At 67.8% G+C, this 25,122-nt stretch carries 23 protein-coding genes; 12 read left to right on the top strand and 11 right to left on the bottom strand.

All coding sequences use genetic code 11. The annotated features are described in order from the left end of the window. Positions 1 to 81: 81 nt before the first annotated feature. Positions 82 to 978 carry a LysR family transcriptional regulator gene (locus ABCR94_RS04210; protein ID WP_347118447.1) on the top strand — a complete coding sequence of 299 codons (897 nt, stop codon included), beginning with the start codon at positions 82 to 84 and terminating at the stop codon, positions 976 to 978. An 80-nt stretch (positions 979 to 1,058) separates the two neighbouring features. Then, entirely contained in the window at positions 1,059 to 1,538 is a 480-nt protein-coding gene (locus tag ABCR94_RS04205) for an NUDIX domain-containing protein (protein WP_347117605.1), read from the top strand. A 28-nt stretch (positions 1,539 to 1,566) separates the two neighbouring features. Here ABCR94_RS04205 and ABCR94_RS04200 read toward each other — a convergent pair whose 3' ends face one another. Beyond that, positions 1,567 to 3,339, bottom strand: coding sequence for a globin domain-containing protein (locus tag ABCR94_RS04200; RefSeq protein ID WP_347117603.1), 1,773 nt, complete (start codon positions 3,337 to 3,339; stop codon positions 1,567 to 1,569). Between the two features lie 702 nt (positions 3,340 to 4,041). Between ABCR94_RS04200 and ABCR94_RS04195 the strand changes: the two genes are divergently transcribed. After that, positions 4,042 to 4,599, top strand: coding sequence for a DUF2269 domain-containing protein (locus ABCR94_RS04195; RefSeq protein ID WP_347117601.1), 558 nt, complete (start codon positions 4,042 to 4,044; stop codon positions 4,597 to 4,599). Between the two features lie 99 nt (positions 4,600 to 4,698). On the opposite strand, the gene ABCR94_RS04190 is transcribed toward ABCR94_RS04195, so the two are convergent. Then, a complete protein-coding gene (locus tag ABCR94_RS04190; RefSeq protein ID WP_347118446.1) occupies positions 4,699 to 5,097 on the bottom strand; it encodes a GlcG/HbpS family heme-binding protein in 399 nt (132 codons plus the stop codon). A 78-nt stretch (positions 5,098 to 5,175) separates the two neighbouring features. After that, a complete protein-coding gene (locus ABCR94_RS04185) occupies positions 5,176 to 6,393 on the bottom strand; it encodes an MFS transporter (protein WP_347117600.1) in 1,218 nt (405 codons plus the stop codon). A gap of 136 nt (positions 6,394 to 6,529) precedes the next feature. Between ABCR94_RS04185 and ABCR94_RS04180 the strand changes: the two genes are divergently transcribed. Both ABCR94_RS04180 and ABCR94_RS04175 read left to right on the top strand, forming a co-directional pair. After that, a complete protein-coding gene (locus ABCR94_RS04180; RefSeq protein ID WP_347117599.1) occupies positions 6,530 to 6,988 on the top strand; it encodes a MarR family winged helix-turn-helix transcriptional regulator in 459 nt (152 codons plus the stop codon). 13 nt (positions 6,989 to 7,001) lie between these two features. Continuing rightward, entirely contained in the window at positions 7,002 to 7,484 is a 483-nt protein-coding gene (locus ABCR94_RS04175) for a GNAT family N-acetyltransferase (protein WP_347117598.1), read from the top strand. Positions 7,485 to 7,534: 50 nt separating this feature from the next. On the opposite strand, the gene dnaB is transcribed toward ABCR94_RS04175, so the two are convergent. After that, positions 7,535 to 8,992, bottom strand: a complete 1,458-nt coding sequence (gene dnaB, locus ABCR94_RS04170) for a replicative DNA helicase (RefSeq protein ID WP_347118445.1) — start codon at positions 8,990 to 8,992, stop codon at positions 7,535 to 7,537. 476 nt (positions 8,993 to 9,468) lie between these two features. Between dnaB and ABCR94_RS04165 the strand changes: the two genes are divergently transcribed. Then, positions 9,469 to 10,806 carry an MATE family efflux transporter gene (locus ABCR94_RS04165; RefSeq protein ID WP_347117597.1) on the top strand — a complete coding sequence of 446 codons (1,338 nt, stop codon included), beginning with the start codon at positions 9,469 to 9,471 and terminating at the stop codon, positions 10,804 to 10,806. Between the two features lie 166 nt (positions 10,807 to 10,972). Here ABCR94_RS04165 and rplI read toward each other — a convergent pair whose 3' ends face one another. The 4 genes from rplI to rpsF form a co-directional block, all read right to left on the bottom strand. Then, positions 10,973 to 11,419, bottom strand: a complete 447-nt coding sequence (rplI, locus tag ABCR94_RS04160; RefSeq protein ID WP_283521972.1) for a 50S ribosomal protein L9 — start codon at positions 11,417 to 11,419, stop codon at positions 10,973 to 10,975. 18 nt (positions 11,420 to 11,437) lie between these two features. Further along, the gene (rpsR, locus tag ABCR94_RS04155; protein WP_003956534.1) at positions 11,438 to 11,674 is read right to left on the bottom strand and encodes a 30S ribosomal protein S18; all 237 of its coding nucleotides are present in this window, start codon (positions 11,672 to 11,674) and stop codon (positions 11,438 to 11,440) included. A 43-nt stretch (positions 11,675 to 11,717) separates the two neighbouring features. Next, positions 11,718 to 12,350, bottom strand: coding sequence for a single-stranded DNA-binding protein (locus tag ABCR94_RS04150; RefSeq protein ID WP_347117596.1), 633 nt, complete (start codon positions 12,348 to 12,350; stop codon positions 11,718 to 11,720). 75 nt (positions 12,351 to 12,425) lie between these two features. Next, the gene (gene rpsF / locus ABCR94_RS04145) at positions 12,426 to 12,716 is read right to left on the bottom strand and encodes a 30S ribosomal protein S6 (protein ID WP_347117594.1); all 291 of its coding nucleotides are present in this window, start codon (positions 12,714 to 12,716) and stop codon (positions 12,426 to 12,428) included. A 267-nt stretch (positions 12,717 to 12,983) separates the two neighbouring features. Here rpsF and ABCR94_RS04140 point away from each other — a divergent pair, with 267 nt between their 5' ends. The 3 genes from ABCR94_RS04140 (at position 12,984) to ABCR94_RS04130 (ending at position 15,652) form a co-directional block, all read left to right on the top strand. After that, complete coding sequence (locus ABCR94_RS04140) at positions 12,984 to 13,298, top strand: hypothetical protein (protein WP_347117592.1); 315 nt, start codon at positions 12,984 to 12,986, stop codon at positions 13,296 to 13,298. Between the two features lie 107 nt (positions 13,299 to 13,405). After that, on the top strand, positions 13,406 to 14,524 hold the full coding sequence (locus tag ABCR94_RS04135; protein ID WP_347117590.1) for a lipid II:glycine glycyltransferase FemX: 1,119 nt from the start codon (positions 13,406 to 13,408) through the stop codon (positions 14,522 to 14,524). Between the two features lie 96 nt (positions 14,525 to 14,620). Further along, positions 14,621 to 15,652: an alanine racemase gene (locus ABCR94_RS04130; RefSeq protein WP_283521967.1), complete on the top strand. Its 1,032-nt coding sequence runs from the start codon at positions 14,621 to 14,623 to the stop codon at positions 15,650 to 15,652. A 58-nt stretch (positions 15,653 to 15,710) separates the two neighbouring features. Here ABCR94_RS04130 and ABCR94_RS04125 read toward each other — a convergent pair whose 3' ends face one another. Continuing rightward, on the bottom strand, positions 15,711 to 17,219 hold the full coding sequence (locus ABCR94_RS04125; protein WP_347117589.1) for a glycosyltransferase family 87 protein: 1,509 nt from the start codon (positions 17,217 to 17,219) through the stop codon (positions 15,711 to 15,713). Between the two features lie 104 nt (positions 17,220 to 17,323). Then, the gene (locus tag ABCR94_RS04120; protein WP_347117588.1) at positions 17,324 to 20,017 is read right to left on the bottom strand and encodes a transglycosylase domain-containing protein; all 2,694 of its coding nucleotides are present in this window, start codon (positions 20,015 to 20,017) and stop codon (positions 17,324 to 17,326) included. Positions 20,018 to 20,380: 363 nt separating this feature from the next. Here ABCR94_RS04120 and ABCR94_RS04115 point away from each other — a divergent pair, with 363 nt between their 5' ends. The 3 genes from ABCR94_RS04115 (at position 20,381) to ABCR94_RS04105 (ending at position 23,565) form a co-directional block, all read left to right on the top strand. Continuing rightward, positions 20,381 to 21,061 (top strand): PadR family transcriptional regulator, encoded by a 681-nt coding sequence (locus tag ABCR94_RS04115; protein WP_347117587.1) that lies wholly within the window; start codon positions 20,381 to 20,383, stop codon positions 21,059 to 21,061. 50 nt (positions 21,062 to 21,111) lie between these two features. After that, the gene (locus ABCR94_RS04110; protein ID WP_347117585.1) at positions 21,112 to 22,194 is read left to right on the top strand and encodes an inositol-3-phosphate synthase; all 1,083 of its coding nucleotides are present in this window, start codon (positions 21,112 to 21,114) and stop codon (positions 22,192 to 22,194) included. Positions 22,195 to 22,287: 93 nt separating this feature from the next. Then, positions 22,288 to 23,565: an MFS transporter gene (locus ABCR94_RS04105; RefSeq protein WP_347117584.1), complete on the top strand. Its 1,278-nt coding sequence runs from the start codon at positions 22,288 to 22,290 to the stop codon at positions 23,563 to 23,565. Positions 23,566 to 23,669: 104 nt separating this feature from the next. On the opposite strand, the gene ABCR94_RS04100 is transcribed toward ABCR94_RS04105, so the two are convergent. Beyond that, the gene (locus tag ABCR94_RS04100) at positions 23,670 to 25,112 is read right to left on the bottom strand and encodes a CCA tRNA nucleotidyltransferase (RefSeq protein WP_347117583.1); all 1,443 of its coding nucleotides are present in this window, start codon (positions 25,110 to 25,112) and stop codon (positions 23,670 to 23,672) included. Positions 25,113 to 25,122 lie beyond the last annotated feature (10 nt).

The raw sequence follows: 25,122 nt of genomic DNA, 5'->3' as shown, positions 1-25,122 counted from the left end.
CAATCACGGTAGCGACAGAGACCTATCGACATATTTATAGTTGTGGTCGGGCGGGGAGCCTGTTGGATGGAAGGGCACACCATGGATCTGGCCCTGCTGCGCACATTCGTCACAGTGCACCGGGCGGGTTCCTTCACCCGTGCCGCCGCGCTCCTCGGACTGTCCCAGCCCGCCGTGACGAGCCAGATACGCACCCTGGAGCGGCAGCTGGGCCGCCCGCTGTTCCTGCGCCAGGCCCGCGGTGTCACCCCCACGACCATCGGCGACGAGCTGGCGCACCGCGCGGCGCCGCATCTGGACGCCCTCGTCGAGATCGCCGAGGCCGGACAGCACGAGGAGTCGGGGGTACGGACCCTGCACCTCGCCGGGCCGCCGGAATTCACCTCCCTGCGCGTGCTTCCCACGCTCTCGCCGCTGATCGCGCGGGGCCTGGTGCTGCGTATCGCCTTCGGGAACGCCCAGGAGACCCTGGAGGGGCTGGCCGCCGGGCACCACGATCTGGCGATCTCCACGGACCGGCCGCGCGGTGGACTGCTCACCGCGACCCCGCTGTGCGACGAGGAGCATGTCCTGGTCGCCGCTCCACGCTGGGCCGGCCGGCTCGCACCGGGGCTGGTGCGTCACAAGGGGCCCAAGGTGCTGGAGCAGATACCGGTGGTGGAGGTGCACGAGTCGATGCCGTTCGTCACCCGCTACTGGAGCACCGTCTTCGACGCCCTGCCGACCGCCGCCGCCACCGTCGTCGCACCCGACCTGCGGGCCGTGCTGCACGCCACGGCCGCCGGCGCGGGACTGTCCGTGCTGCCGCGCTATCTGTGCGAGGAGGCGCTGGAACGCGGCGAGGTGGTGGCTCTCCTCGACCCCCCGATGCCGCCGCTGCGTACCTATTTCCTGGCCGCGCGCACCGGCACGCTCACGCTGCCCCACATCGCGCGGGCGCACGAATGGCTGTTGCGGGCCGCCACCGACTGGTGCTGAGACACCGGAGCCACCCGGCAGGAAGCGGACAGGAAGGGGACGGGAGTTTCAGAACGGACCGCACGGGCCAATTAACTGCCATGACCGAACGGCCAGTGGTCAAGCGCACCGCACGCGCCATCCTGCTCGACGCCGACGACCTCATCCTCATCAAACGAACCAAGCCCGGTGTCGACCCGTACTGGCTCACGCCGGGCGGCGGAGTCGAACCGGAGGACGCCACCGTCGTCGACGCCCTGCACCGGGAGGTCGACGAGGAACTCGGCGCGAAGATCACCGACGTGGTCCCCTGCTTCGTCGACACCGTCGAGCACATCGCGGACGGCGGCGTGACCGGCGTGAAGGTGCAGCACTTCTTCGTCTGCCGACTGGAGTCGATGGACCCCTCGCGGCGGCACGGGCCGGAGATCGACGACCCGTGCGGGGAGTACGAGACGGTACGGGTGCCCTTCAGCCGGGTCGGCATCGCCGCGGTGCACCTCGTACCGCTGTCTCTGCGGCACTACCTGGACGGCAATATCGAAGGCGTACGGGCGATGCACGCCCCCGACCTGGGGTAAGCCTGGCGTTCGGTGTTTCCTGCCCGGCTCAGTCGCCCGCCGCGACCAGCTCTTCCACCGAGTCGTGGCGAATACGGTCGAAGGGGATGCCCAGGCCGCGCAGCGCGTCGACACCGCTGCGGATCATGCCGGGCGGACCCGAGAGGTATGCGTCGTAGGACGTCCACGGGCCGTACTCGCGCACCGCGTCGGGGAACTGCGCCCGGTCGTCGACCACGGGGCGGACCGAGAGCCAGGAGTGCGACTGCTGGAGACGCAGCATCGTGTCGATGTCGTACAGATCGTGACCGGTGCGCGCGCCGTAGAACACATCGACGGGGCGCCGCTCGCCGTGCTCGGCGACATCCTCGACGAGCGCCTTGATCGGCGCGATGCCGGTGCCTCCACCCAGGCAGAGCATGCCGTTGTCGGTGGAGTGGTCGACCACCATCGAGCCGGCCGGGGCGCTGAGGCGCAGGACGTCACCCGGACGGGCGTGGTGGACCAGGGCGTTGGAGACCCAGCCGGCCGGAACCGCCTTGATGTGGAAGGAGAGCAGTCCGTCGGAGCGAGGCGCTGCGGCGAAGGAGTAGTGCCGCCAGATCCGCGGCCACCAGGGCGTTTCCAGGCTCGTGTACTGACCGGCGAGGAAGGGGTACGGCTGGTCGGGGCGGAGGGTGATCACGGCTATGTCGGGGGTACGCAGATCGTGCGAGACGACCTCGGCCTGCCACCAGGGCGGCGCCTGGAGCTCGTTCTCCGCAGCGGCGTCGATCATGATCTGGGAGATCGCGGTGTACGTCCGGATCCAGGCGGCTTCGGTCTCGATGTCCCAGGTCTCCTTCGCGTAGCGGCTCAACGCACCGAGAAGGGCCTCGCCGACGGCCGGGTAATGGGCGGCCTGCGTGCCGTACTTGCGGTGGCCGCGGCCGAGGTTGCGGAGGTACTCCGTGAGCACCGCGCTGTTGTCGATGTGCTCGGCGGCGGTGAGCAACGCCTTGAGCAGGCGGTCGCGCTGGGTGTCCATGGCGGCGGGGAAGAGCTCGCGCAGGTCGGGGTGGCGGACGAAGAGCAGAGCGTAGAAGTACGACGTGACCTTGTCCGCGACCGGCCCGATCTCCGCCATGGTCCGGCGGATGCGGGCCGCGTCGGGGGACTCGGGGGTGCTGGGCGCCGCGGGGGTGGGGTCCTGGGGAGTGGCCGCCGCCGTGGCCGGCTCGGGGGCCGGCTCGATGGGGTCCGGAGTGGTGGGGGCCGGGGGCTGCTCCTGGACGGGCTGCGGGGCCGCTGCCGGCTGCTCCTGGGCGGGCTCCGGGGCCAGGGGGAGGACTGCGGCCAAGGGCGGGAAAGGCCTCGGGTGTGGTTCCGGGACCGGGGCTGCTGCCGGGGCGGGGACCGCGGGCGGGAGGGGGACACCGGACGACTCCGACTCCGAGGCCGGGGCCGGGCCGGAAGCCTGGACCTGGGCCGGGTAGCCCTCCCGGGGATGCGCCGCCGGGGCCTCCGTGTCGGCGCTCGGCGCCTGCTGGGGCCGCGCCGCTTCGGCCGGCAGCGGGGCGGGGTCCGGGGCGGGGTCCGGGACGGGCCGCGCTCGCGAAGCTCCGGAGCCCACGGGACGTATCGGCGTCACAGGGCGGCTGGGACCGGGTATCCGGTCCCGGTTCTGCCCCCGGGCCTGCCCCCGGTCCCCGTGGTCGCCGGCGTCGGAGTCCGGGCCGGGCTGCGGGGTATCCGCGGTCGGCTGCCTGCGCGGCGCGAACCAGCCGCCCCCGCTCTCACCGGAAGTGCCGTTGTCGGCCGACGTGGTGGTCGGAGCGTCCATAACTGTGCCTCGCCTCGAACATTTTTCGGTCGGTCTCTGCACTTCCGGGACCGGAACGTGCTCGAAATTCCCCGTTCAGTTCTGCTCTGCGTCAGGCCTGGTGACTGCCCACACTAACCACGCCACTGCCCCCAATTAGGGTGCAGCAGACAAAAGTGTGACATTGTCCGCAGTTCCCGTCGTCGCAGCCTGACAGGTACTCCTTCCACATCGGACAAAGACCGGAAAGTCCGGGCACTCGCACCTGTTTTCTGGTTAGGCTGCATTGCTCTGTGTCCCGCACCGGAGCCGCACCGAGGGGCGAACCGGAGTTGACCATACCGGCGGTAGCCCCGGACACAAGCCCCGCCTTCGCCGCCCTTCGGCGAATTCCGCGCCCGTTGTGCGCCCGTTCTGCTCCTATTCCAGAATTGCCGTCGGCACTGCACCGCTTCGCACGTCTTCCGGATATCGACATCCACATAGGCAGGAGTGGCAAGGCCCAAGGGGCGGTGATCTGCAATGACTGCCGCCGAAATCGGCACCGCGGCGAAGATCTCCGTGTCCGACATCGAATCCCCGCAATCGGCCCGGCCACTCCTCAGCAGCCCGAATCTTTCACAAAGCCGGTCTGTGATCTTCACGTGTACGCCGAGGCTAGTACGTGGGGTTACTCCCCCCGTCAGACGCCGTACCGACCTCTCGCCGGGCACCGTGTTTCACGTGAAACAACTCCCACGCCCGGCACGCCGGGCCATCCTCGTAGCCCACGTCACCGCCTCCGTCGGCTGGCTGGGACTCACTGCCGGACTGCTCGCGCTCGGGATCACCGCCTACACGACCGAGTCCGCAGCGACCACACGGGCCGCCTACAGCGCCATGAAGGTCTTCGGTGACTGGCTGCTGGCGCCCGTGGCGCTGCTGTCTCTGGTCACCGGACTGGTGCTGTCGCTCGGCACCGCATGGGGCCTGGCCAAGCACCGCTGGGTCTGGACGAAGTTCTGGCTCACCCTTGTCACCGCAGCCGCGACGATCTTCGCGTTGCGCCCGGGCATCGACGCGGCCGCACTGCAGGGCATCCCGGACAGCAGCCTGGTGGCCGCGCCGACGGTCGCATCCACCGCCTACTTCTTCATGACCGCGATCTCCGTGCTCAAGCCATGGGGTCTCACGCGCCGCGGCCGCCGCCAACGGGCCGCCACCACCGCCTCGCGCACCGCTCTCACGACAACCGCCACCCGCCGAGCGCCGGCTGAACGGCCGGTACGTCAGTCGACTTGACCTCCGAGCGAACGCGCACGCACGTACGCCCCCAAGTGCCCTGATGCTGTGGGCGCTTGGGGGCGTACGTGAACGCGTACTGCTGCTGTGCTGAAGGTGCTACCGGTTGAGGGACTCGGCGGCGGCGGACGCGAAGCCGTGGTCCTGGTCCGGCGCCCCGCCACCGACACCGATGGCGCCGATGAGGCGGCCGTCGCGGTGCAGCGGGACCCCACCGGCGATGAACAGGAGCGGACGGTCAAGCGCGGTCGGCAGGGTGTGGAAGAGCCCGCCGGGCTGAACGGCGTCGACCAGGTCGGCGGTCGGAGCGTTGAGCTGGAGCGCGGTGTACGCCTTGCGGGTGCTGGTCTCGCCGGCGATCAGGACGGCCCGGTCGTCGCGCCGGAAGGCCAGCAGGTGGCCAGCGGCGTCGAGGACGGTGACGGCGGCGGTGACCCCGGCCGCTTCGGCGGCGCTACGAGCGGCCTCGATGAGGGCTTCGGCGTCCTGGGTGGTCAGCGGGGCGACAGCGGTGGCACGGTGGTGCTCATGGGGCTACTCCTTGGTTCTGTGGGGCTTTCGGGGAGGGGAGGGGTTTCAGCGCTGGGCAGCGGTGGCTGTGGCTGTGGCCGACTCGGGCACGGAGCCCGCCACCACCAGGCCGCGAGCGGCCGTACGGCGCTCCAGGCCGCTGGACAGGAAGGCCAGCGCCAGGGCGGAGGCGGCAAGTGCGGCGCCGACCCAGTTCGGGGCGGTGTAGCCGAGGCCGGCCGCGATGACGAGGCCGCCGAGCCAGGCGGAGAGCGCGTTGCCGAGGTTGAAGGCGCCGATGTTGACGGCGGAGGCCAGGGTGGGGGCACCCGCGGCCTGGTCCAGGACCCGCTTTTGGAGCGGCGGTACGGTCGCGAAGCCCAGCCCGCCGATCAGCACGATGGTGACGGCCGCGGTGATCTGATTGTGCGCGGTGAGCGTGAACAGGGCCAGGACCACCGCGAGGGAGCCCAGCGACACGTACAGCAGGGGCATCAGATGGCGGTCGGCGAACTTGCCGCCGATCAGGTTGCCGCCGACCATGCCGAGGCCGAAGAGGACCAGCAGCCAGGTGACCGAGCTTGCGGAGTAGCCGGCGACCTCGGTCATCATCGGGGTGATGTAGGTGATGGCCGCGAAGACTCCGCCGAAGCCGAGGACGGTCATCGCCATGGCGAGCAGTACCTGGACATTCTTGAAGGCGGCGAGCTCGTGGCGCAGCCGTACGCCCTCGGGCTTGGCCATCTCCGGTACGAGCTTGGCGACACCCACCAGGCCGAGGACGCCGAGCGCGGCGACGGCGTAGAAGGTGACGCGCCAGCCGAAGTTCTGGCCGATGAACGTGCCGAGCGGTACGCCGACGACGTTGGCGACGGTCAAACCGGTGAACATCATGGCGATCGCACCGGCCTTCTTCTCCGGGGCGACCAGCTCGGCCGCGACGATCGAGCCGATGCCGAAGAACGCGCCGTGCGCGAGGGAAGTGACCACGCGGCCTGTGAGCATCATGCCGAAGGAGGGGGCGAGAGCGGAGATCAGATTGCCCGCGATGAAGAGGCCCATCAGGATCATCAGCATCCGTTTGCGGGAGATCCGCGTCCCGAGGATGGACATCAACGGGGCGCCCAGCACAACACCGAGGGCGTATCCGCTGACCAGGTAGCCGGCCGTGGGGATCGAGACGCCGTAGTCGGCGGAGACCTCCGGAAGCAGCCCCATGATCACGAATTCAGTGGTGCCGATGCCGAACGCCCCAATGGCGAGGGCGAGGAGCGCGAGTGGCATGGGTAAACCTTCCCAAGAGATTGTGTGAGCGCCTTACAAGCGTCGACAATAATTGCATGCGCGGGTTAATGCAAGCGCGGGCTATTGCGGGCGTCGTCTATCCTGAGGACAAGCCGCTCCCGACGAGGAGAGATCCATGACCGCGACAGACCCCGCACTGACAGCCCTCTCGCAGAGCTGGTGCGCCCTCTCCCTGCTCCACGGAAAGATCGAGGCCCACATCGAAAGGGCCCTCGAAACCCAGCACGGCCTGAGCATGCGCGAGTACTCACTTCTCGACGTCCTCAGCCGTCAGCACAGCGGCCTCGGCGGCCACCTCCAGATGAAGCAGGTCGCCGACGCCGTGGTACTGAGCCAGAGCGCCACCACCCGCCTGGTGACCCGCCTGGAGGACCGCGGTCTGCTGACCCGCTACCTGTGCGACACCGATCGGCGCGGCATCTACACGGATGTCACCGACGCCGGCCTCGCGCTGCTCGCCGAGGCCCGTCCCACCAACGACGCCGCGCTGCGCGAGGCCCTCGACGAAGCAGCCAGAAACCCCGAGCTGGCTCCCCTGGTCAGGACCGTCGAGGAGCTGCGGGTCCCCGCGTAATAATCTTCCGCCCATGAGTGATCTTGAGATACATGCCGCGGCGCCCGAGGACATTCCGGCGATTGTCGCCATGCTCGCCGACGACGCGCTGGGCGCCCGGCGCGAGTCCCCGGACGACCTGACCCCGTACACCGCCGCCTTCGAGCGCCTCGCCGCGGACCCGAACCAGCACGTCGTGGTGGCCGTCCGCGTGGGCACCGCGGGCAAGGGCACCACGGGCACCGAGAAGGTCGTCGGCACACTTCAGCTGACGATCGTCCCCGGTCTTTCGCGGCGGGGCTCCACGCGCTCGATCATCGAGGGCGTACGGATCCACGCCGACGAGCGCGGCAGCGGCCTCGGTACCCGGCTCATCGAGTGGGCGATCGACGAATCACGCCGCCAGAACTGCCAGTTGGTCCAACTGACCACGGACGCCACCCGCACCGACGCGCACCGCTTCTATGAGCGGCTCGGCTTCGAGCCCTCCCACATCGGCTTCAAGATGAGCATCTGACACCGCCCCGCGGCCGATTCGAAGGGTCGAGTCGGCCGCCACGGGATGGATCAGGCCTGGGCCATGTCCACGAAGCGTGAGTAGTGGCCCTGGAAGGCCACGGTGATCGTCGCCGTCGGACCATTTCGGTGCTTGGCCACGATCAGGTCCGCCTCGCCCGCGCGCGGTGACTCCTTCTCGTACGCATCCTCGCGGTGCAGCAGGATCACCATGTCCGCGTCCTGCTCGATCGATCCCGATTCACGGAGGTCGGACACCATCGGCTTCTTGTCCGTGCGTTGCTCCGGGCCACGGTTCAGCTGCGAGAGCGCGACCACCGGGACTTCCAGCTCCTTCGCCAGCAGCTTGAGGTTTCGGGACATGTCCGAGACCTCCTGCTGGCGGTTCTCCGCACGCTTCGAACCACCGGACTGCATCAGCTGCAGATAGTCGATGACCACCAGCTTCAGATCCTGACGCTGCTTCAACCGTCGGCACTTCGCCCGGATCTCCATCATCGATAGGTTGGGCGAGTCGTCGATGAACAGCGGCGCCGCCGACACGTCCGGCATACGTCGCGCCAGCCGCGTCCAGTCCTCGTCCGTCATCGTCCCTGAGCGCATGTGGTGCAGCGCCACCCGTGCCTCCGCCGACAGCAGACGCATCGCGATCTCATTGCGTCCCATTTCGAGGGAGAAGATCACGCTGGGCAGACCGGCCTTGATCGAGCAGGCCCGCGCGAAGTCCAGCGCCAGCGTCGACTTACCCATGGCGGGACGGGCAGCGATGACGATCATCTGGCCGGGGTGCAGGCCGTTGGTCAGCGAGTCGAAGTCCGTGAAACCGGTGGGCACACCGGTCATCTCGCCGGTGCGCGAACCGATTGCCTCGATCTCGTCGAGCGCGCCCTCCATGATGTCGCCGAGCGGCAGATAGTCCTCGCTGGTGCGCTGCTCGGTGACCGCGTAGATCTCGGCCTGTGCGGCGTTGACGATCTCGTCGACGTCGCCGTCGGCCGCGTATCCCATCTGCGTGATCTTTGTGCCCGCCTCGACCAGCCGGCGCAGCACCGCCCGCTCATGGACGATCTCGGCGTAGTACTCCGCGTTGGCCGCGGTCGGCACGGTCTGCACCAGGGTGTGCAGATACGATGCGCCGCCGACCTTCGTGATCTCACCGCGCCTGGTCAGCTCGGCGGCCACCGTGATGGGGTCGGCCGGCTCACCCTTGGCGTAGAGATCGAGAATCGCCGTATAGACGGTCTCGTGGGCCGGCCGGTAGAAGTCGTTGCCCTTGATGACCTCCACCACGTCGGCGATGGCGTCCTTGGACAGCAGCATGCCGCCGAGAACCGACTGCTCCGCGTCGAGGTCCTGCGGGGGAACCCGCTCGAATCCCGGAGAGCCGCCCTCCCAGCCGCCGCCCTCCCGTCCCCCGTCGTTCTGCTCGTCGCGGCCCTTGCCCTCGCCGCGGCGTCGGCGGGAGGGCAGACGGTCACCAGGACCGCTGTCGGCCCAGGGGTCGTCCAATGGCTCGGGAGTGCTCACCGGGCCACCTCCTCCCGTCCGCTCCGCGGACCTCGCTGTGCCACTCTTTCTTACGGCACGGCTCTGACAAATGAGACGCCCGACTCCGGTTCCGGCGCGTCAAGTTCAACGAGGTTCCAGGGCCGGAACGGAAGGCGGGCGCCGGACCACGGTAGGCCCGCAGGCACCGTCAGCCAATCTGGTTATCCACAGGCCATGTGGACGAAGGACCAGTTGCTGTGGAGAACCCTCCAGAACCTGTGCACGGACCGGGGGACAGCACTGTGGACAAACTCATAGCGCCCTCATGAGCACCACCCTGACCTGCACTTTCTTCGTCCACCGGCTGTGGGGAAGAAAAACTTTGCCCCTTGGCCCAAGATCGGAACAAACGGCGTACAGCCGAACCCCCACAGGGGCCTCAAGTAAGGGTCCCTAGGTCATTGCATCACTTACCTGTGGAAGATTAGATTGAGCCCATGACCCAGGCACCCTCGGCACCCAAGACCGGCCGCCGCCAACATGACCGCGAAATCCTCGCGCTCGCCCTGCCCGCCTTCGGTGCGCTGGTCGCGGAGCCGCTCTTCCTGATGGTCGACAGCGCGGTTGTCGGGCACCTCGGCACACCGCAGCTCGCCGGTCTCGCCATCGCGGCCGCCCTGTTGACCACCGCCGTGAGCGTCTTCGTCTTCCTCGCCTACGCCACCACCGCGGCGGTCGCGCGCCGGGTGGGTGCGGGTGACCTCGCATCCGCGATCCGTCAGGGGATGGACGGCATCTGGCTCGCCCTGATTCTCGGCGCGGGCGTCATCGCGATCGTCCTGCCCGGCGCCCCCTGGCTCGTCGGCATCTTCGGCGCCTCCGACACGGCTGCTCCGTACGCGATCACGTATTTGCGCATCTCCAGCCTCGGCATCCCGGCGATGCTCGTGGTCCTCGCCGCCACCGGGGTGCTGCGCGGCCTCCAGGACACCCGGACACCCCTCTACGTCGCCATCGGCGGCTTCACCGCCAACGCGGGCCTCAATGTGGGACTGGTGTACGGCGCTGGGCTGGGCATCGCAGGCTCCGCCTGGGGCACCGTGATCGCCCAGATCGGGATGGCCGCCGTCTATCTCGTAGTGGTGGTCCGCGGTGCGCGACGGCACGGAGCGTCCCTGCGCCCCGACCTGGCCGGTATCAGGGCCTCTGCCCAGGCCGGCGCTCCCCTGCTGGTCCGTACGCTCTCGCTGCGCGCAGTCCTGATGATCGCCACCGCTGTGGCCGCCCGCCTCGGGGACGCCGAGGTCGCGGCCAACCAGATCATCCTGTCCTTGTGGAGCCTGCTGGCCTTCGCTCTTGATGCCATCGCCATCGCCGGCCAAGCGATCATCGGGCGCTATCTCGGCGCCAATGACGCCAAGGGCGCGCGGGAAGCGTGCCGGCGGATGGTCGAGTGGGGGGTGGCCGCCGGGGTGCTGTTCGGCGTGCTCGTCATGGTTTCGCGGCCGCTCTTCATCCAGATGTTCACGACCGATCAAGTCGTACAGGACGCGCTGCTGCCCGCACTGTTGGTGGTCGCCGTCATTCAGCCCGTCTCTGGGATCGTCTTTGTGCTGGACGGTGTACTGATGGGCGCGGGGGACGGCCCCTATCTGGCCTGGGCCATGCTGGCGACACTGGCGGTATTCACGCCGGTCGCACTGCTCGTGCCCAAGTTCGGCGGCGGGCTGACGGCGCTGTGGTGGGCGATGGCGCTGATGATGGTCGTCCGGCTGGTGACCCTCTGGCTGCGCGCCCGCTCGGGCCGCTGGATCGTCACGGGCGCCACGCGCTGAGCGATGTTTCACGTGAAACATCGCGAAACTAGGCGGAACCAGGCGGAACAACCCACAACGACGTACACAGGCACAACGGCGGACGACAGACGAAGAAGGGCCGTACCCATGGGGTACGGCCCTTCTCAGCGCTCAATGCTCTGCGAAATGCGGTGCAGTGCAGTGCTTAGGCAGCAACGACCTCGACACCGAGCTTCGCGGCGACCTCAGCGTGCAGACGCACGGAGACCTGGTGCGAACCAAGGGTCTTGATCGGGGCGCCAAGCTCAACGCGGCGCTTGTCGACCTCGGGGCCACCGGCAGCCTTGATCGCCGTAGCGACGTCGGCCGGAGTGACGGAACCGAAGAGGCGGCCGGCGTCGCCGGAGCGAACAGCCAGGCTGACCTTCACGCCTTCGAGCTTGGCCTTGATCTCGTTGGCCTGCTCGATGGTCGCGATCTCGTGGATCTTGCGGGCGCGGCGGATCTGCGCCACGTCCTTCTCGCCACCCTTGGTCCAGCGGATTGCGAAACCGCGCGGGACCAGGTAGTTGCGAGCGTAACCGTCCTTGACGTCAACGACGTCGCCAGCGGTACCGAGGCCAGTGACCTCGTGGGTGAGGATGATCTTCATTTTTCGGTCACCCTTCCCTTATCGCGCGGTGGACGTGTAGGGCAGCAGCGCCATCTCACGGCTGTTCTTGACAGCCGTGGCGACGTCACGCTGGTGCTGAGTGCAGTTGCCGGTCACGCGGCGGGCACGGATCTTGCCACGGTCGGAAATGAACTTCCGCAGCATGTTCGTGTCCTTGTAGTCCACGTACACGGTCTTGTCCTTGCAGAATGCGCAGACCTTCTTCTTAGGCTTGCGCACAGGCGGCTTCGCCATTGTGTCTCTCCTGTGTGATCAAGAAGTGGGGTACGGACCCGCCTTAGAAGGGGGGCTCGTCCGAGTAGCCGCCGCTGCCGCCGCTGCCGGCTGAACCGCCGGAGCTTCCGCCCCAGCTGCCGCCGCCCTGCTGCTGACCGCCGCCGGCCGGTGCGTTGGTGGCCCAGGGGTCCTCGGCGGCAGATGCGCCGCCGCCCTGCTGCTGCTGCGGGCTGCCGCCGCCGGAGTTTCCACCCCAGCTGCCGCCGCCCTGCTGCTGACCGCCGCCACCACCGGCACCACCGGCGCCGTATCCACCCTGGCCACCTCGGCCCGTGGTCTTGGTGACCTTGGCCGTGGCGGTCTTGAGGCTGGGGCCGACTTCCTCGACGTCCAGTTCATAGACCGTGCGCTTGACGCCCTCACGGTCCTCGTAGGACCGCTGCTTCAGCCGGCCCTGCACGACTACGCGCATGCCTCGCTGAAGCGACTCCGCGACGTTCTCCGCCGCCTGACGCCAGACCGAGCAGGTGAGGAACAGGCCATCGCCGTCCTTCCACTCATTGGTCTGCTTGTCGAAGATGCGGGGTGTGGACGCGACACGGAACTTCGCGACCGCCGCACCGGACGGGGTGAAGCGCAGCTCGGGGTCGTCGACGAGATTGCCGACGACCGTGATGACGGTCTCGCCTGCCATGGGGGAACCTCTCGGCGGGGATTGCTGCTGGCTGCTTGTTGCTACTCGGACCCGATTACCGCTGAGCTACTGAGCTCAGTGGGTTTCGGGGCGGAGGACCTTGGTCCGGAGGACCGACTCGCTCAGGTTCATCTGTCGGTCGAGCTCCTTGACGACCGCAGGCTCGGCCTGCAGGTCGATGACCGAGTAGATGCCCTCGGGCTTCTTGTTGATCTCGTAGGAGAGGCGACGACGGCCCCAGGTGTCGACCTTCTCGACCTTTCCGTTGCCCTCACGGACAACGGAGAGGAAGTTCTCGATCAACGGGGAGACAGCGCGCTCCTCGAGATCGGGGTCGAGGATGACCATCATTTCGTAATGACGCATGTGGAACCCACCTCCTTTGGACTCAGCGGCCACGGTCGATCCGTGGCAGGAGGGTCGTGATGCGTACGCAACGGTATCGGCCGCCACTGACAGTCGACCTCTACGAGAGAGGCGCCTGTTTCCTGGCATGGACAGACAACCGGTGCAGACCGTACAGAGTACCTGCTCACCACCCTCAGGTTGAAATCCGGCCGAGAGGGGCCACAATTTGTACACATCGGGTGTGTGCGGCGTTACCGTTCGCCGCCTTCCGACAGGAGGTGCTCCATGGCACAGACAATGCGACGAAACTCCTCCATCTCTCTCTTCGCCACGGACGGCAAGCCCCATCCGCTCCAGGACACCCTGGTCGTGGTGACGGTGGTGCTGGGCCTGATCGCTTTCGTCTCCGCGATGTTCCACGACCTGCATCTGCTCAGCTCCTGGGCAGGACTTTTGGGGATCCTCACGGGTGCGTACGGCCAGTTCATCTCGGCGACGACACGTGAGCGCTTCTTGTTGATCCTTGGTCTGGGGGCGTCCGCGATCGGGTTCTTCCTGGGTATGGCGCACGGCGGTCTGTTCGGCGGAGTGCTGGGCTAGGGGGTGTCGACGGCACCCCCCGGGCCCGCTGCGCCCCGGGCCAGACGGGGCGCTCCTTCGGCGCAGTAGGCTTCGGCGCGAGACACGCCTGCCGAGGAGCGCCCCGCATGAGCCTGACCCTGAGGACCATCAGCCGAGAGCAGCATCTGGCGTACATCCAGAGCCTGCCTGCGGCGAGTCACTGCCAGGTTCCGGCATGGGCCGACGTGAAGACCGAATGGCGTTCCGAAAGCCTCGGCTGGTTCGACAAGGACGACCAGCAGGTCGGCGCCGGACTGGTGCTGTACCGGCAGCTGCCCAAGATCAAGCGGTACCTCGCTTATCTGCCCGAGGGCCCGGTGATCAACTGGTACGCCCCGAACCTGAACGACTGGCTGCGGCCGATGCTGGCGCACCTCAAGCAGCAGGGTGCGTTCTCGGTGAAGATGGGTCCGCCCGTCGTCATCCGCCGCTGGAACGCGATCGCGATCAAGTCGGGAATCCAGGACCCGGACGTCAAGCGGCTCCGTGACGTGGAGGCCTCGCACATCGAGCCGCGCGCCTTCGAAGTCTCGGACCGGCTGCGGAAGATGGGCTGGCAGCAGGCGGAGGACGGTGGCGCCGGCTTCGGCGACGTACAGCCGCGCTATGTCTTCCAGGTGCCGCTCGCCAACCGCTCGCTGGACGATGTCCTCAAGGGCTTCAACCAGCTGTGGCGGCGCAATATCAAGAAGGCCGAGAAGGCCGGTGTCGAGGTCGTCCAGGCCGGCTACGACGACCTCGCCGAGTGGCAGCGGCTGTACGAGATCACCGCTGAGCGCGATCATTTCCGGCCGCGCCCGCTCTCGTACTTCCAGCGCATGTGGACGGTCCTGAACACCGAGGACCCCAACCGGATGCGGCTGTACTTCGCCCGTCACGAGGGCGAGAACGTGGCGGCCGCGACGATGCTGATCGTCGGCGGCCATGTCTGGTACTCCTACGGCGCGTCCGCGAACCACAAGCGTGAAGTCCGCCCCTCGAACGCGATGCAGTGGCGGATGCTGCGCGACGCGTACGCGATGGGCGCGACGGTCTATGACCTGCGGGGCATTTCCGACTCCCTCGACGAGACCGACCACCTCTTCGGCCTGATCCAGTTCAAGGTGGGCACCGGCGGCGAGGCCGTCGAGTACGTCGGCGAGTGGGACTTCCCGCTCAACAAGGTGCTGCACAAGGCACTCGACATGTATATGTCCCGTCGCTGACCTCTGAATTCCTCACCCACATCTGAACCCACATCTGAACCCATATCTGATTCACATCTGATTCACCGCACACCCGAGAAAGGTTCCGGACCGGCCATGGCGCTCACTCTGTACGTCGACACCGCGCGCTGGCGGGCGCACCAGAAGTCTGTGCTCGATCAGTTCCCGGGGATCGTGCCGGTCTGCAAGGGCAATGGCTACGGCTTCGGCCACGAGCGGCTCGCGGACGAGGCGACGCGCTTCGGCTCGGACATCCTCGCCGTCGGCACCACGTACGAAGCGGCCCGCGTCAAAGACTGGTTCGGTGGTGATCTGCTCGTCCTGACGCCGTTCCGGCGTGGCGAGGAGCCGGTCCCACTGCCCGACCGGGTCATCCGCTCCGTGTCCTCGGTCGACGGAGTGCACGCGCTGGTCGGCGCCCGGGTCGTCATCGAGTGCATGAGCTCGATGAAGCGTCACGGCGTCCGCGAGGAGGAGCTCGGACAGCTCCACGCGGCCATCGAGGACGTACGCCTTGAAGGCTTCGCACTGCACCTCCCCCTGGACCGGCTCGACGGCTCGGACGCCGTCGAGGAGGTCATCACCTGGATGGACCGGCTGCGGGCGGCCCGGCTGCCGCTACACACGATGTTCGTCAGCCATCTGAAGGCGAACGAACTGTCGCGGCTGCAGCAGCAGTTCCCGCAGACCCGCTTCCGCGCGCGCATCGGTACGCGGCTGTGGCTGGGCGACCACGAGGCGACGGAGTACCGGGGTTCGGTACTCGATGTGACCCGGGTGTCCAAGGGCGACCGTTTCGGCTACCGCCAGCAGAAGGCGGCGTCGGACGGCTGGTTGGTCGTGGTGGCCGGCGGTACGTCGCACGGTGTGGGCCTGGAGGCGCCCAAGGCGCTGCACGGGGTGATGCCGCGTGCGAAGGGTGTGGCGCGGGCCGGTCTGGCCACGGTCAACCGCAATCTCGCACCGTTCGTGTGGGCGGGCAAGCAGCGCTGGTTCGCCGAGCCGCCGCACATGCAGGTGTCGATCCTGTTCGTGCCCGCGGATGCCCAGGAGCCGACGGTCGGCGAGGAACTGGTGGCCCATCTGCGCCATACGACCACGCAGTTCGACCGGATCGTCGACCGCTAGACGCCGGCACTCGAACCGCAAGCAGAAGCCCCCCGGGTCGGCGACCCGGGGGGCTTTCTCATGTCCGGGCCGTCCCGCCGGCCCGGGGCGCGCCCGGCGCAGTGGTGCCCCACTCGACCTGCGCCCCCTCGTAGCGCTGCACGCCGTGCCGCGGCGGATGAGCCGCGGGCCCCAGGGCAAAGACGTCCTCCGCACGGTCGAGGACCCCGCCCGACGGGTCGTCCGAGCCGTCACGCCGTACGGGGTCGCGCTCCGGCATGAGGATGTCGCGTACGACGACGGCGCACAGGTAGAGCGTCCCCAGCAGATGCATGGCGATGGCGAGTTGGTATCCCTCGGGCGGGAGCCCCTGGTGCTTGTCGTCGCTCGACGTGTACGCGAGGTACAGCCAGATCCCGAAGAAGTACATGACCTCGCAGGCCTGCCAGATCAGGAAGTCCCGCCAGCGCGGCCTGGCCAGGGCGGCGAGCGGGATCAGCCACAGCACGTACTGCGGTGAGTAGACCTTGTTGGTCAGGATGAAGGCGGCGACGACCAGGAAGGCGAGCTGGGCGAAGCGCGGCCGGCGGGGAGCGGTCAGGGTCAGCAGCCCGATGCCCGCGCACAGCAGGATCATCAGGAGCGTGGCGTACGTGTTGACGGCTTCGACGTCGAGGGACCTGCCGGTGCGCTGGGTGATGATCAGCCAGAAGGAACCGAAGTCGACGGACCGTTCCTGGCTGAAGGTGTAGAACTTTTTCCACCCGTCGGGCGCGAACGCCATGATGGGCAGATTCACCAGGAGCCAGGCCCCCGCGGCGCCGAGGAGGGCCTCTCCGTACTCCCGGCGTCTGCCCGACCGCCAGCACAGCACGAGCAGCGGCCCCAGCAGCAGCACGGGATAGAGCTTGGCGGCCGTCGCGAGCCCGATGAGGACGCCGAACGCCACGGTGCGCCCCCGGGACCACATGAGCATCGCCGCGGCTGTGAGAGCGACGGCCAACAGGTCCCAGTTGATGGTGGCGGTGAGGGCGAGTGCGGGCGCCAGGGCGACGAGCAGGGCGTCCCAGGGGCGGCGGCGGTGGGTACGGGCGACGCAGACGGCGACGACGACGGCGCAGATCATCAGCATGCCCGCGTTGATCATCCAGTAGGCCTGCTCACGGTCCTGCACGGAGCCGTCGAAGGGGAGCGTCAGCCAGGCCGCGACCTGCATGAACAGGCCGGTCAGCACGGGGTATTCGAGAAACTCCATGTCGCCGGTCGGCAGCCGGTCGAAGTACGGCACAAGACCGTCGGCGAAGCCCCGTCCGTTGTACAGGTGCGGGATGTCGGAGTAACACGCGTGCGTGTACTGGGAACTGATGCCGCGGAACCAGGCCCACTCGTAGCACGGCATCTTCTGCACCATGCCGAGTGCGAACATCCCGATCGCGACCAGGGCGACGACCCGGACGGGCGTGAGCCGGTCGGTGCCCAGTCTGGCCCACCGGCCGGCGGGCCCCCCGATGACCTCACTGCCGGCTGCGGCAACTTCGTCCTGCTGCGTGGGCCGTACTACGGGCCTGTCCTCGTGCACGCTCGTCATGGGGTCATCCTGCCGTACGGGGCGGTACACGCGGCGAGGGCCGCCGCACTGGGTGCGACGGCCCTCGGGAGGGGGTTGGCGACATGAGCCGCCTGCTGGTGGCGTCAGCCGCCGCCGCCGAAGAGGCCACCGTTGCCGCCATCGCCGTTGGTGGTGCCGGTGTTTCCGTTGGTGGTGCCGCCGTCGGGATCCCCTGGGCCGGGAGTCCCGGTGGCCCCGCCGTCCGCGCCGCCGTTGTCGGTGCCTCCGGCGTCCTCGCCTCCGCCGTCGGCGCCGCCGTTGTCGCACTCGACGTCGAGCGGCTCACAGGACGGGGTCTCCGAGGGCGACTCGGACGGAGTCTCGGAAGGCGTCTCGGAAGGCGTCTCCGAGGGCGTCTCCGAGGGCGTGTCGCTGGGCGTGGGAGTCGGTGTCGGACTCGGTGCGCCGTTCGCGTCGGCCTTCACACCGATCAGCCCGCCCTCGGGGAACGGGGTCTTGGGCTGCCCCTTGAGCGCCTCACGCATGTAGTTCGTCCAGACCTCGGTCGGGATGTCACCGCCGTGGATGGACGTGACGCCGCCGGTGCCGTTCATGGAGAGCAGCTTGCGGGACTCGGGGTCCGTACGGAACAGGGTGACCGAGGTCGACAACTGCGGGGTGTAGCCGACGAACCAGGCCGACTTGTTCTTGTCGGTGGTACCGGTCTTGCCCGCGGCCGGGCGGCCCAGCGCCAGGGCCTTCTTGGCCGTGCCGTTCTTGACCACGTTCTCCAGGACGTTGGTGACGTTGTCGGCGACGTCCTTCTCCAACGCGTCCTGCCCCTTGGGCGCGTCAAAGCCTTCCAACGGCTTGCCCTTCTTCAGGACCTTGAGGACCGAGTAGGGCTCACGATGCTCACCGGAGGCGGCGAAGGTCGCGTACGAGCTGGCCATGCGAATCGCGCTCGGGGTGGAAGTACCCAGCGAGAAGGACGCGTTGCGCTGGTCCATGCTCTCCTCAAGGATTCCGGTGTCCTCCGCCACGTCCTGCACCTTCTTCAGGCCGACATCGACGCCGAGCTGCACGAAGGGCGAGTTGATGGAGTCCTGCATGGCTTCCTTGAGCGTGACGAAGCCGTAGGCCCTGTTGCTCTCGTTCTTCTGCCGGAACGGGCCGTTCTTGCCCGGCATCGGATTGCCGTTGCGGTCCTTGATAACGATCATGTCGTTGCCGTTGTACTTGCTCATCGGCGAGAGACCCACGCCGTCAGCGGTGTTCTGAGTGCCGTATGTCATCGCCGCGGCGAGGACGTACGGCTTCCAGGTCGAGCCGACGGGCACACCGGAAGTGTCGGCGTTGTTGGTGAAGTGCTTCTTGTCCCAGCCCTCACCGCCGTAGAGCGCGACGATCTTGCCGGTCTTCACATCGATCGAGGACGAGCCGAACTGGACAAATTTGTCCGTCTCGGGGCGCTTCCCGGGATTGAGGAACTCCTGGCGGGTCTTGCTGACCGCCTGTTCCATCGCCTTGACCTTCGCCTTATTGAAAGTCGTATACACGCGGTAGCCACCGCGCTCAAAGTCCTCGGGCTTGATGTCGGTCTGCTTGAGCACGTACTTCTTGGCGGTCTCGACGAGATAGCCCTTTTGACCACTGAGGCCGGACGCCGCCTGCGAGGCCCGGAGCTTGGGGAACGTCTGGTACTGATCCCGGTCCTGCTGGGTCATGCGACCCACCTCGACCTCCCGGTCGAGGATCCACTTCCAGCGCACCTGGGCGCGCTTGGTGTTCAGCTCGGACGTGGCGTTGTCGCCGATGCCGCCGTCCGGGTTGTAGAGGTTCGGGCCCTTGAGCAGCGATGCGAGGAAGGCACCCTCGTCCGGCTTGAGCTTTTCGCTGTCCTTGCCGAAGTACGCCTGCGCCGCTGCCTGGATCCCATAGGCGTCGCGACCAAAGTACGCAGTGTTCAGGTAGCCGGCGAGAATGACCGGCTTCTTCTTCGTGGCGCCGACCTTTATCGAGATGAAGAGCTCGGTGAACTTCCGCTTCAGCGTCTGGTCCTGGTCCAGGTATGTGTTCTTCACGTACTGCTGGGTGATGGTCGAGCCGCCCTGGGTGTCGCCGCCCTTGGCCATGTTGACGACGGCTCGGGCGATACCCATCGGGTCGACACCCTTGTCGGTGTCGAAGGAGGCATTCTCAGCCGCGATCACCGCGTCCTGAGTGGACGTCGGGATCCTGCCGATGTCGACGATCTGACGGTTGCGCTCACCGCCGGTCGCGGCGAGCTGCGTGTCGTCGTCCCAGTAGAAGACGTTGTTCTCCACCACGGCCATATTCTGCGCTTTGGGCGTGTCCACCCAGGCGAAAGCGGCTCCGGCCCCGATCATCAGGATCCCCATGAAGCCGAAGCAGACGCCGGTGACCTGCTTCCAGGACGGCACGAAGCGCCGCCACCCGTACTTCTCCGAGCGCGGATAGTCGATCAGCCTCTTCTTGGGGCGCGCACCTCCACGGCCCCGGCCGGAGCCCTCGGCCCCGCCTCCACCGCGCCGGCCAGCACCACCGTGACCGCCGGAGCCCGAACCTGTGGGTCCTCCCGGCTCGGGGCCACGACGGCGCGCGCCACCGGCCGAACCGCGCTGCGCGGCCCGGCGGGCATCGGCCCTGCCGCTGTACGACGGCTCCTCTTCGTACGAACCGGAGGGTGACTCGGTACTTGTGGTGTCCCGCGGGGAAGCCGCACGGCGCCCTGAGGGCTGCTGGGCGGCTCGCCTGGCCGCGGCACGACCGCCACCACCTTGCGGCTGCGACGGTTTGCGACGGTGCTCGCTCATCGAACGACTACTCCTCGGGCAGGCGAGAGCGCCTGGAAGCGGCAGTTGAGTTCCGGTCCCCCCGAAGTACGGACCAGCCCATCCCCCGGCTCATCCGTACGGCTATTGCCTCCAGGATGATGACGCCCCCTCGCGTCACACGGTTCCCGGTGGTTTGCATGCCGCACAGACTACGCACCGCCAAAACCCTCCCAGTGCCGATGTTCACCCCAAAACAGGCAAGTTGGGTCCTACAAATTGCCGATGTGACGCCGTTCACCATGGCTCCCCTTGCCGCGGACGGACTCCCGTTCTATCGTCTGGATGTATCGAGTCGATACATCAGCTCGGCATAAGGGCCGTCGGAGACCGGGGAGGCGAAGGATGAGCAGACGCTCAGGCATCCTCGAATTCGCCGTGCTCGGGCTGCTGCGGGAGTCCCCGATGCACGGCTACGAGCTGCGTAAACGCCTCAACACGTCGCTGGGGGTCTTCCGGGCCTTCAGTTACGGCACCCTCTATCCCTGCCTCAAGACGCTCGTCACCAGCGGATGGTTGATCGAGGAGCCGGGCAGCGCCCCGGAGGACGCGCTCGCCGCGACACTGGCGGGACGCCGCGCGAAGATCGTCTACCGGCTGACGGCGGAAGGTAAGGAGCGCTTCGAGGAGCTGCTCTCACATACCGGCCCCGACTCCTGGGAGGACGAGCATTTCGCGGCTCGTTTCGCCTTCTTCGGACAGACGGAGCGCGAGGTGCGGATGCGGGTGCTTGAGGGCCGAAGGAGCCGGCTGGAGGAGCGTCTCGACAAGATGAGCGCCTCCCTGGCCCGCACCCGCGAGCGCCTGGACGACTACACGCTTGAGCTGCAGCGACACGGTATGGAGTCCGTGGAGCGCGAAGTGCGCTGGCTGAACGAGCTCATCGAGAGCGAGCGGGCGGGGCGGGATCAGCGATCCACCCCCGACGGCTCGACTCAGCAGGACACCACATCGGAAGAGACGGGCGGCCTGCCCCGGCACCGGGACTCCTCCCGGCCGGATCCGTCCGACGACACCACCAAGTGAGTCCCGGCATTTCCGCAGGGACTCGTCATACACACAGGGAGCAACCGCCAATGGGTTCGGTTCGCGTAGCCATCGTCGGCGTGGGCAACTGCGCCGCCTCGCTGGTGCAGGGCGTCGAGTACTACAAGGATGCCGACCCGGCGGGCAAGGTCCCGGGTCTCATGCACGTCAATTTCGGCGAGTACCACGTCAGTGACGTCGAGTTCGTCGCTGCTTTTGATGTCGACGCGAAGAAGGTCGGCCTCGACCTCGCGGACGCCATCGGCGCCAGCGAGAACAACACCATCAAGATCTGCGACGTGCCGAACACGGGCGTCACCGTTCAGCGCGGTCACACCCTCGACGGCCTGGGCAAGTACTACCGCGAGACCATTGAGGAAGCTGCCGACGCCCCCGTCGACATCGTCAAGATCCTCAAGGACAAGCAGGTCGACGTCCTCGTCTGCTACTTGCCCGTCGGTTCCGAGGCCGCCGCGAAGTTCTACGCGCAGTGCGCCATCGACGCCAAGGTCGCCTTCGTCAACGCCCTTCCGGTCTTCATCGCCGGCACCAAGGAGTGGGCGGACAAGTTCACCGCGGCGGGCGTCCCGATCATCGGCGACGACATCAAGTCGCAGGTCGGCGCGACCATCACGCACCGCGTGATGGCGAAGCTCTTCGAGGACCGGGGCGTTGTCCTGGACCGCACGATGCAGCTGAACGTCGGCGGCAACATGGACTTCAAGAACATGCTTGAGCGTGAGCGCCTGGAGTCCAAGAAGATCTCGAAGACGCAGGCCGTCACCTCGCAGATCCCCGACCGCGACCTGGGTGCGGACAACGTCCACATCGGTCCTTCGGACTATGTGGCCTGGCTGGACGACCGCAAGTGGGCGTACGTCCGCCTTGAGGGCCGCGCCTTCGGCGATGTCCCGCTGAACCTTGAGTACAAGCTTGAGGTCTGGGACTCCCCGAACTCCGCAGGTGTCATCATCGACGCCGTGCGCGCCGCGAAGATCGCCAAGGACCGCGGCATCGGCGGCCCGATCCTCTCCGCGTCCTCGTACTTCATGAAGTCCCCGCCGGTTCAGTACTTCGACGACGAGGCCCACCGCAACGTCGAGAAGTTCATCGCGGGCGAGGTCGAGCGCTAAGGCTCCGCCACTGTCACACGAGGAGGGTCCCCGGGCATTCGCGCCCGGGGACCCTCCTCGTATGCCGGGCCCTGGTGTGTGACCCTTGCTCGCATGCCCGCCGTAGGTGACCTGCGCGTACTTCTGCGCCTGACCAACTTCCGCCGTCTGTTGACGGTGCGCCTCCTCTCCCAGTCGGCGGACGGCGTCTACCAGGTCGCGCTCGCCACGTACGTCGTCTTCTCCCCGGAGAAGCAGACCTCGCCCGCGGCGATCGCCTCGGCAATGGCCGTCCTGCTGCTGCCCTACTCGCTGGTCGGCCCCTTCGCAGGCGTCCTGCTCGACCGCTGGCGGCGCCGGCAGGTCTTCCTTTACGGCAACCTCCTGCGGGCCGCCCTCGCCTGCGCCACGGCGCTGCTGATCCTCATGTCCGTGCCCGACTGGCTCTTCTATGTCTCGGCGCTGTCCGTCACGGCCGTGAACCGCTTTGTGCTGTCCGGGCTCTCGGCAGCCCTGCCGCGCGTCGTGGACTCCGACCGGCTCGTCGTGGCCAACGCCCTCTCGCCGACCGCGGGCACACTGGCCGCGACCGCGGGCGGCGGGCTCGCCCTCGCGCTGCGCCTGGTGGGACCGGACTCCGACGCGGCGGCGGTACTCCTGGGGGCGGCACTGTACCTCTGCGCGGCGCTCGCCTCGCTGCGCATGAGCCCTGAACTGCTCGGCCCGGATCCCGAGTCGGTGCAGCCCCGGCTCGGCGCCGCACTGTCGTCCACGGCGCGTGGTCTGACCGACGGACTGCGCCATCTGGCGGAGCGACGGGCTGCGGCCCGCTCGCTGGCCGCCATGACGGTGATGCGCTTCTGCTACGGGGCGCTGACCGTGATGGTGCTGATGCTGTGCCGGTACGCCTGGTCGGACCGAACGGCCGGCGGATCGGACGGCCTGGCGCTGCTCGGGCTGGCCCTCGGGGTGTCGGGGGCGGGATTCTTCGCGGCGGCCGTCCTGACGCCGTGGGCGGTGGGGCGTCTCGGACCATACGGATGGATGGCGGCCTGCGCGGGCGCGGCCGCCGTACTCGAACCGGCTCTCGGTCTGTCCTTCGCCCCCGTGCCGGTGCTGATCGCCGCCTTCGTGCTCGGGTTCACCACGCAGGGCGCGAAGATCGCCACGGACACGGTGGTGCAGTCCTCGGTCGACGACGCCTACCGCGGGCGGATCTTCTCGCTCTACGACGTGCTGTTCAACGTGGCGTTCGTGGGCGCTGCCGCGGTCGCCGCACTGATACTGCCCGCCGACGGCCGCTCGGTCGCCCTGGTGCTCATGGTCGCCGCCCTCTACGCGGCCGTCGCGATCGCCATGGGCCGCTGGAACCGCGGGTCGGCTGACAAGTGACGCGGCTGGGGGCGGTGTTTCACGTGAAACACCGCCCCCAGCCGAACGGGCCGAATGCGTCGAACGCACCCCGCCCGCCGTCATGTTTCACGTGAAACATGACCTCAGCTCTGCGTCGCCCACCACTCCTTGAGCGCCACAACCGCAGCCTCGCGCTCCATCGGGCCATTCTCAAGTCGCAGCTCCAGCAAGGCCTTGTACGCCTTGCCGATCTCCGGGCCGGGACCGATACCTAGCACCTCCATGATCTGGTTGCCGTCCAGATCCGGGCGGATGGAGTCCAGCTCCTCCTGCCCCTGAAGCTGCGCGATGCGCTCCTCCAGCCCGTCATAAGCCCGCGAGAGGGCGCTCGCCTTGCGCTTGTTGCGCGTGGTGCAGTCCGAGCGGGTCAGCTTGTGCAGTCGCTCCAGCAGCGGGCCTGCGTCGCGCACATATCGGCGCACTGCCGAGTCGGTCCACTCCCCAGTCCCGTAACCGTGGAAGCGCAGGTGCAGTTCCACCAGCGTCGAGACGTCCCTGACGAGGTCGTTGGAGTACTTGAGCTCGGTCATGCGCTTCTTGGTCATCTTCGCGCCCACCACCTCGTGGTGGTGGAAGGAGACTCCGCCGTCCTGCTCGAAGCGCCGCGTCCTCGGCTTTCCGATGTCGTGCAGCAGCGCCGCAAGCCGCAGCACCAGATCAGGCCCGTTCTCTTCCAGATCGATGGCCTGTTCCAGCACGGTCAGCGAGTGCTCATAGACGTCCTTGTGCCGGTGATGCTCGTCACTCTCCAAACGCAGAGCGGGCAGCTCCGGCAGCACGCGCTCGGCGAGCCCGGTGTCGACCAGCAGCCTCAGGCCCTTGCGCGGGTTGGCGGAGAGAACGAGTTTGTTGAATTCTTCGCGCACCCGCTCGGCCGAGACGATATCGATGCGCGCAGCCATCGAGGTCATCGCGGCGATCACCTCGGGAGCGACCTCGAAGTCCAGCTGCGCCGCGAAGCGCGCCGCGCGCATCATGCGCAGCGGGTCGTCGGAGAACGACTCCTCGGGCGTGCCAGGGGTGCGCAGGAGGTGTGCCGCGAGGTCGTCGAGACCGCCGTGCGGGTCGATGAACTCTTTCTCCGGAAGCGCGACGGCCATCGCGTTCACCGTGAAATCGCGGCGGACGAGGTCCTCCTCGATGGAGTCGCCGTAGGACACCTCGGGCTTGCGTGAGGTCCTGTCGTACGCCTCCGACCGGTATGTCGTGACTTCGATCTGGTAGCCCGCCTTCTGGCACCCCACCGTGCCGAAGGCAATCCCGACCTCCCACAACGAGTCCGCCCACGGCCGGACGATCTTCAGTACCTCCTCGGGGCAGGCATCGGTCGTAAAGTCGAGGTCGTTGCCGAGCCGGCCAAGGAGCGCGTCCCTGACCGAGCCACCCACCAGGGCAAGGCTGAAGCCCGCCTCTTGGAAACGGCGGGCAAGGTCGTCGGCGACAGGGGAGACCCGCAGCAGTTCACTGACCGCACGGTGCTGCACCTGACTCAGGGCACTGGGGCTGTCTTCGTTGGCATTCGGCACAACAGAAAAG

It is taken from the genome of Streptomyces changchenzhani (genome assembly GCF_039766235.1).
In the GTDB taxonomy this organism is placed as follows: domain Bacteria; phylum Actinomycetota; class Actinomycetes; order Streptomycetales; family Streptomycetaceae; genus Streptomyces.
This window is presented reverse-complemented; position numbering and strand designations above follow the sequence as displayed.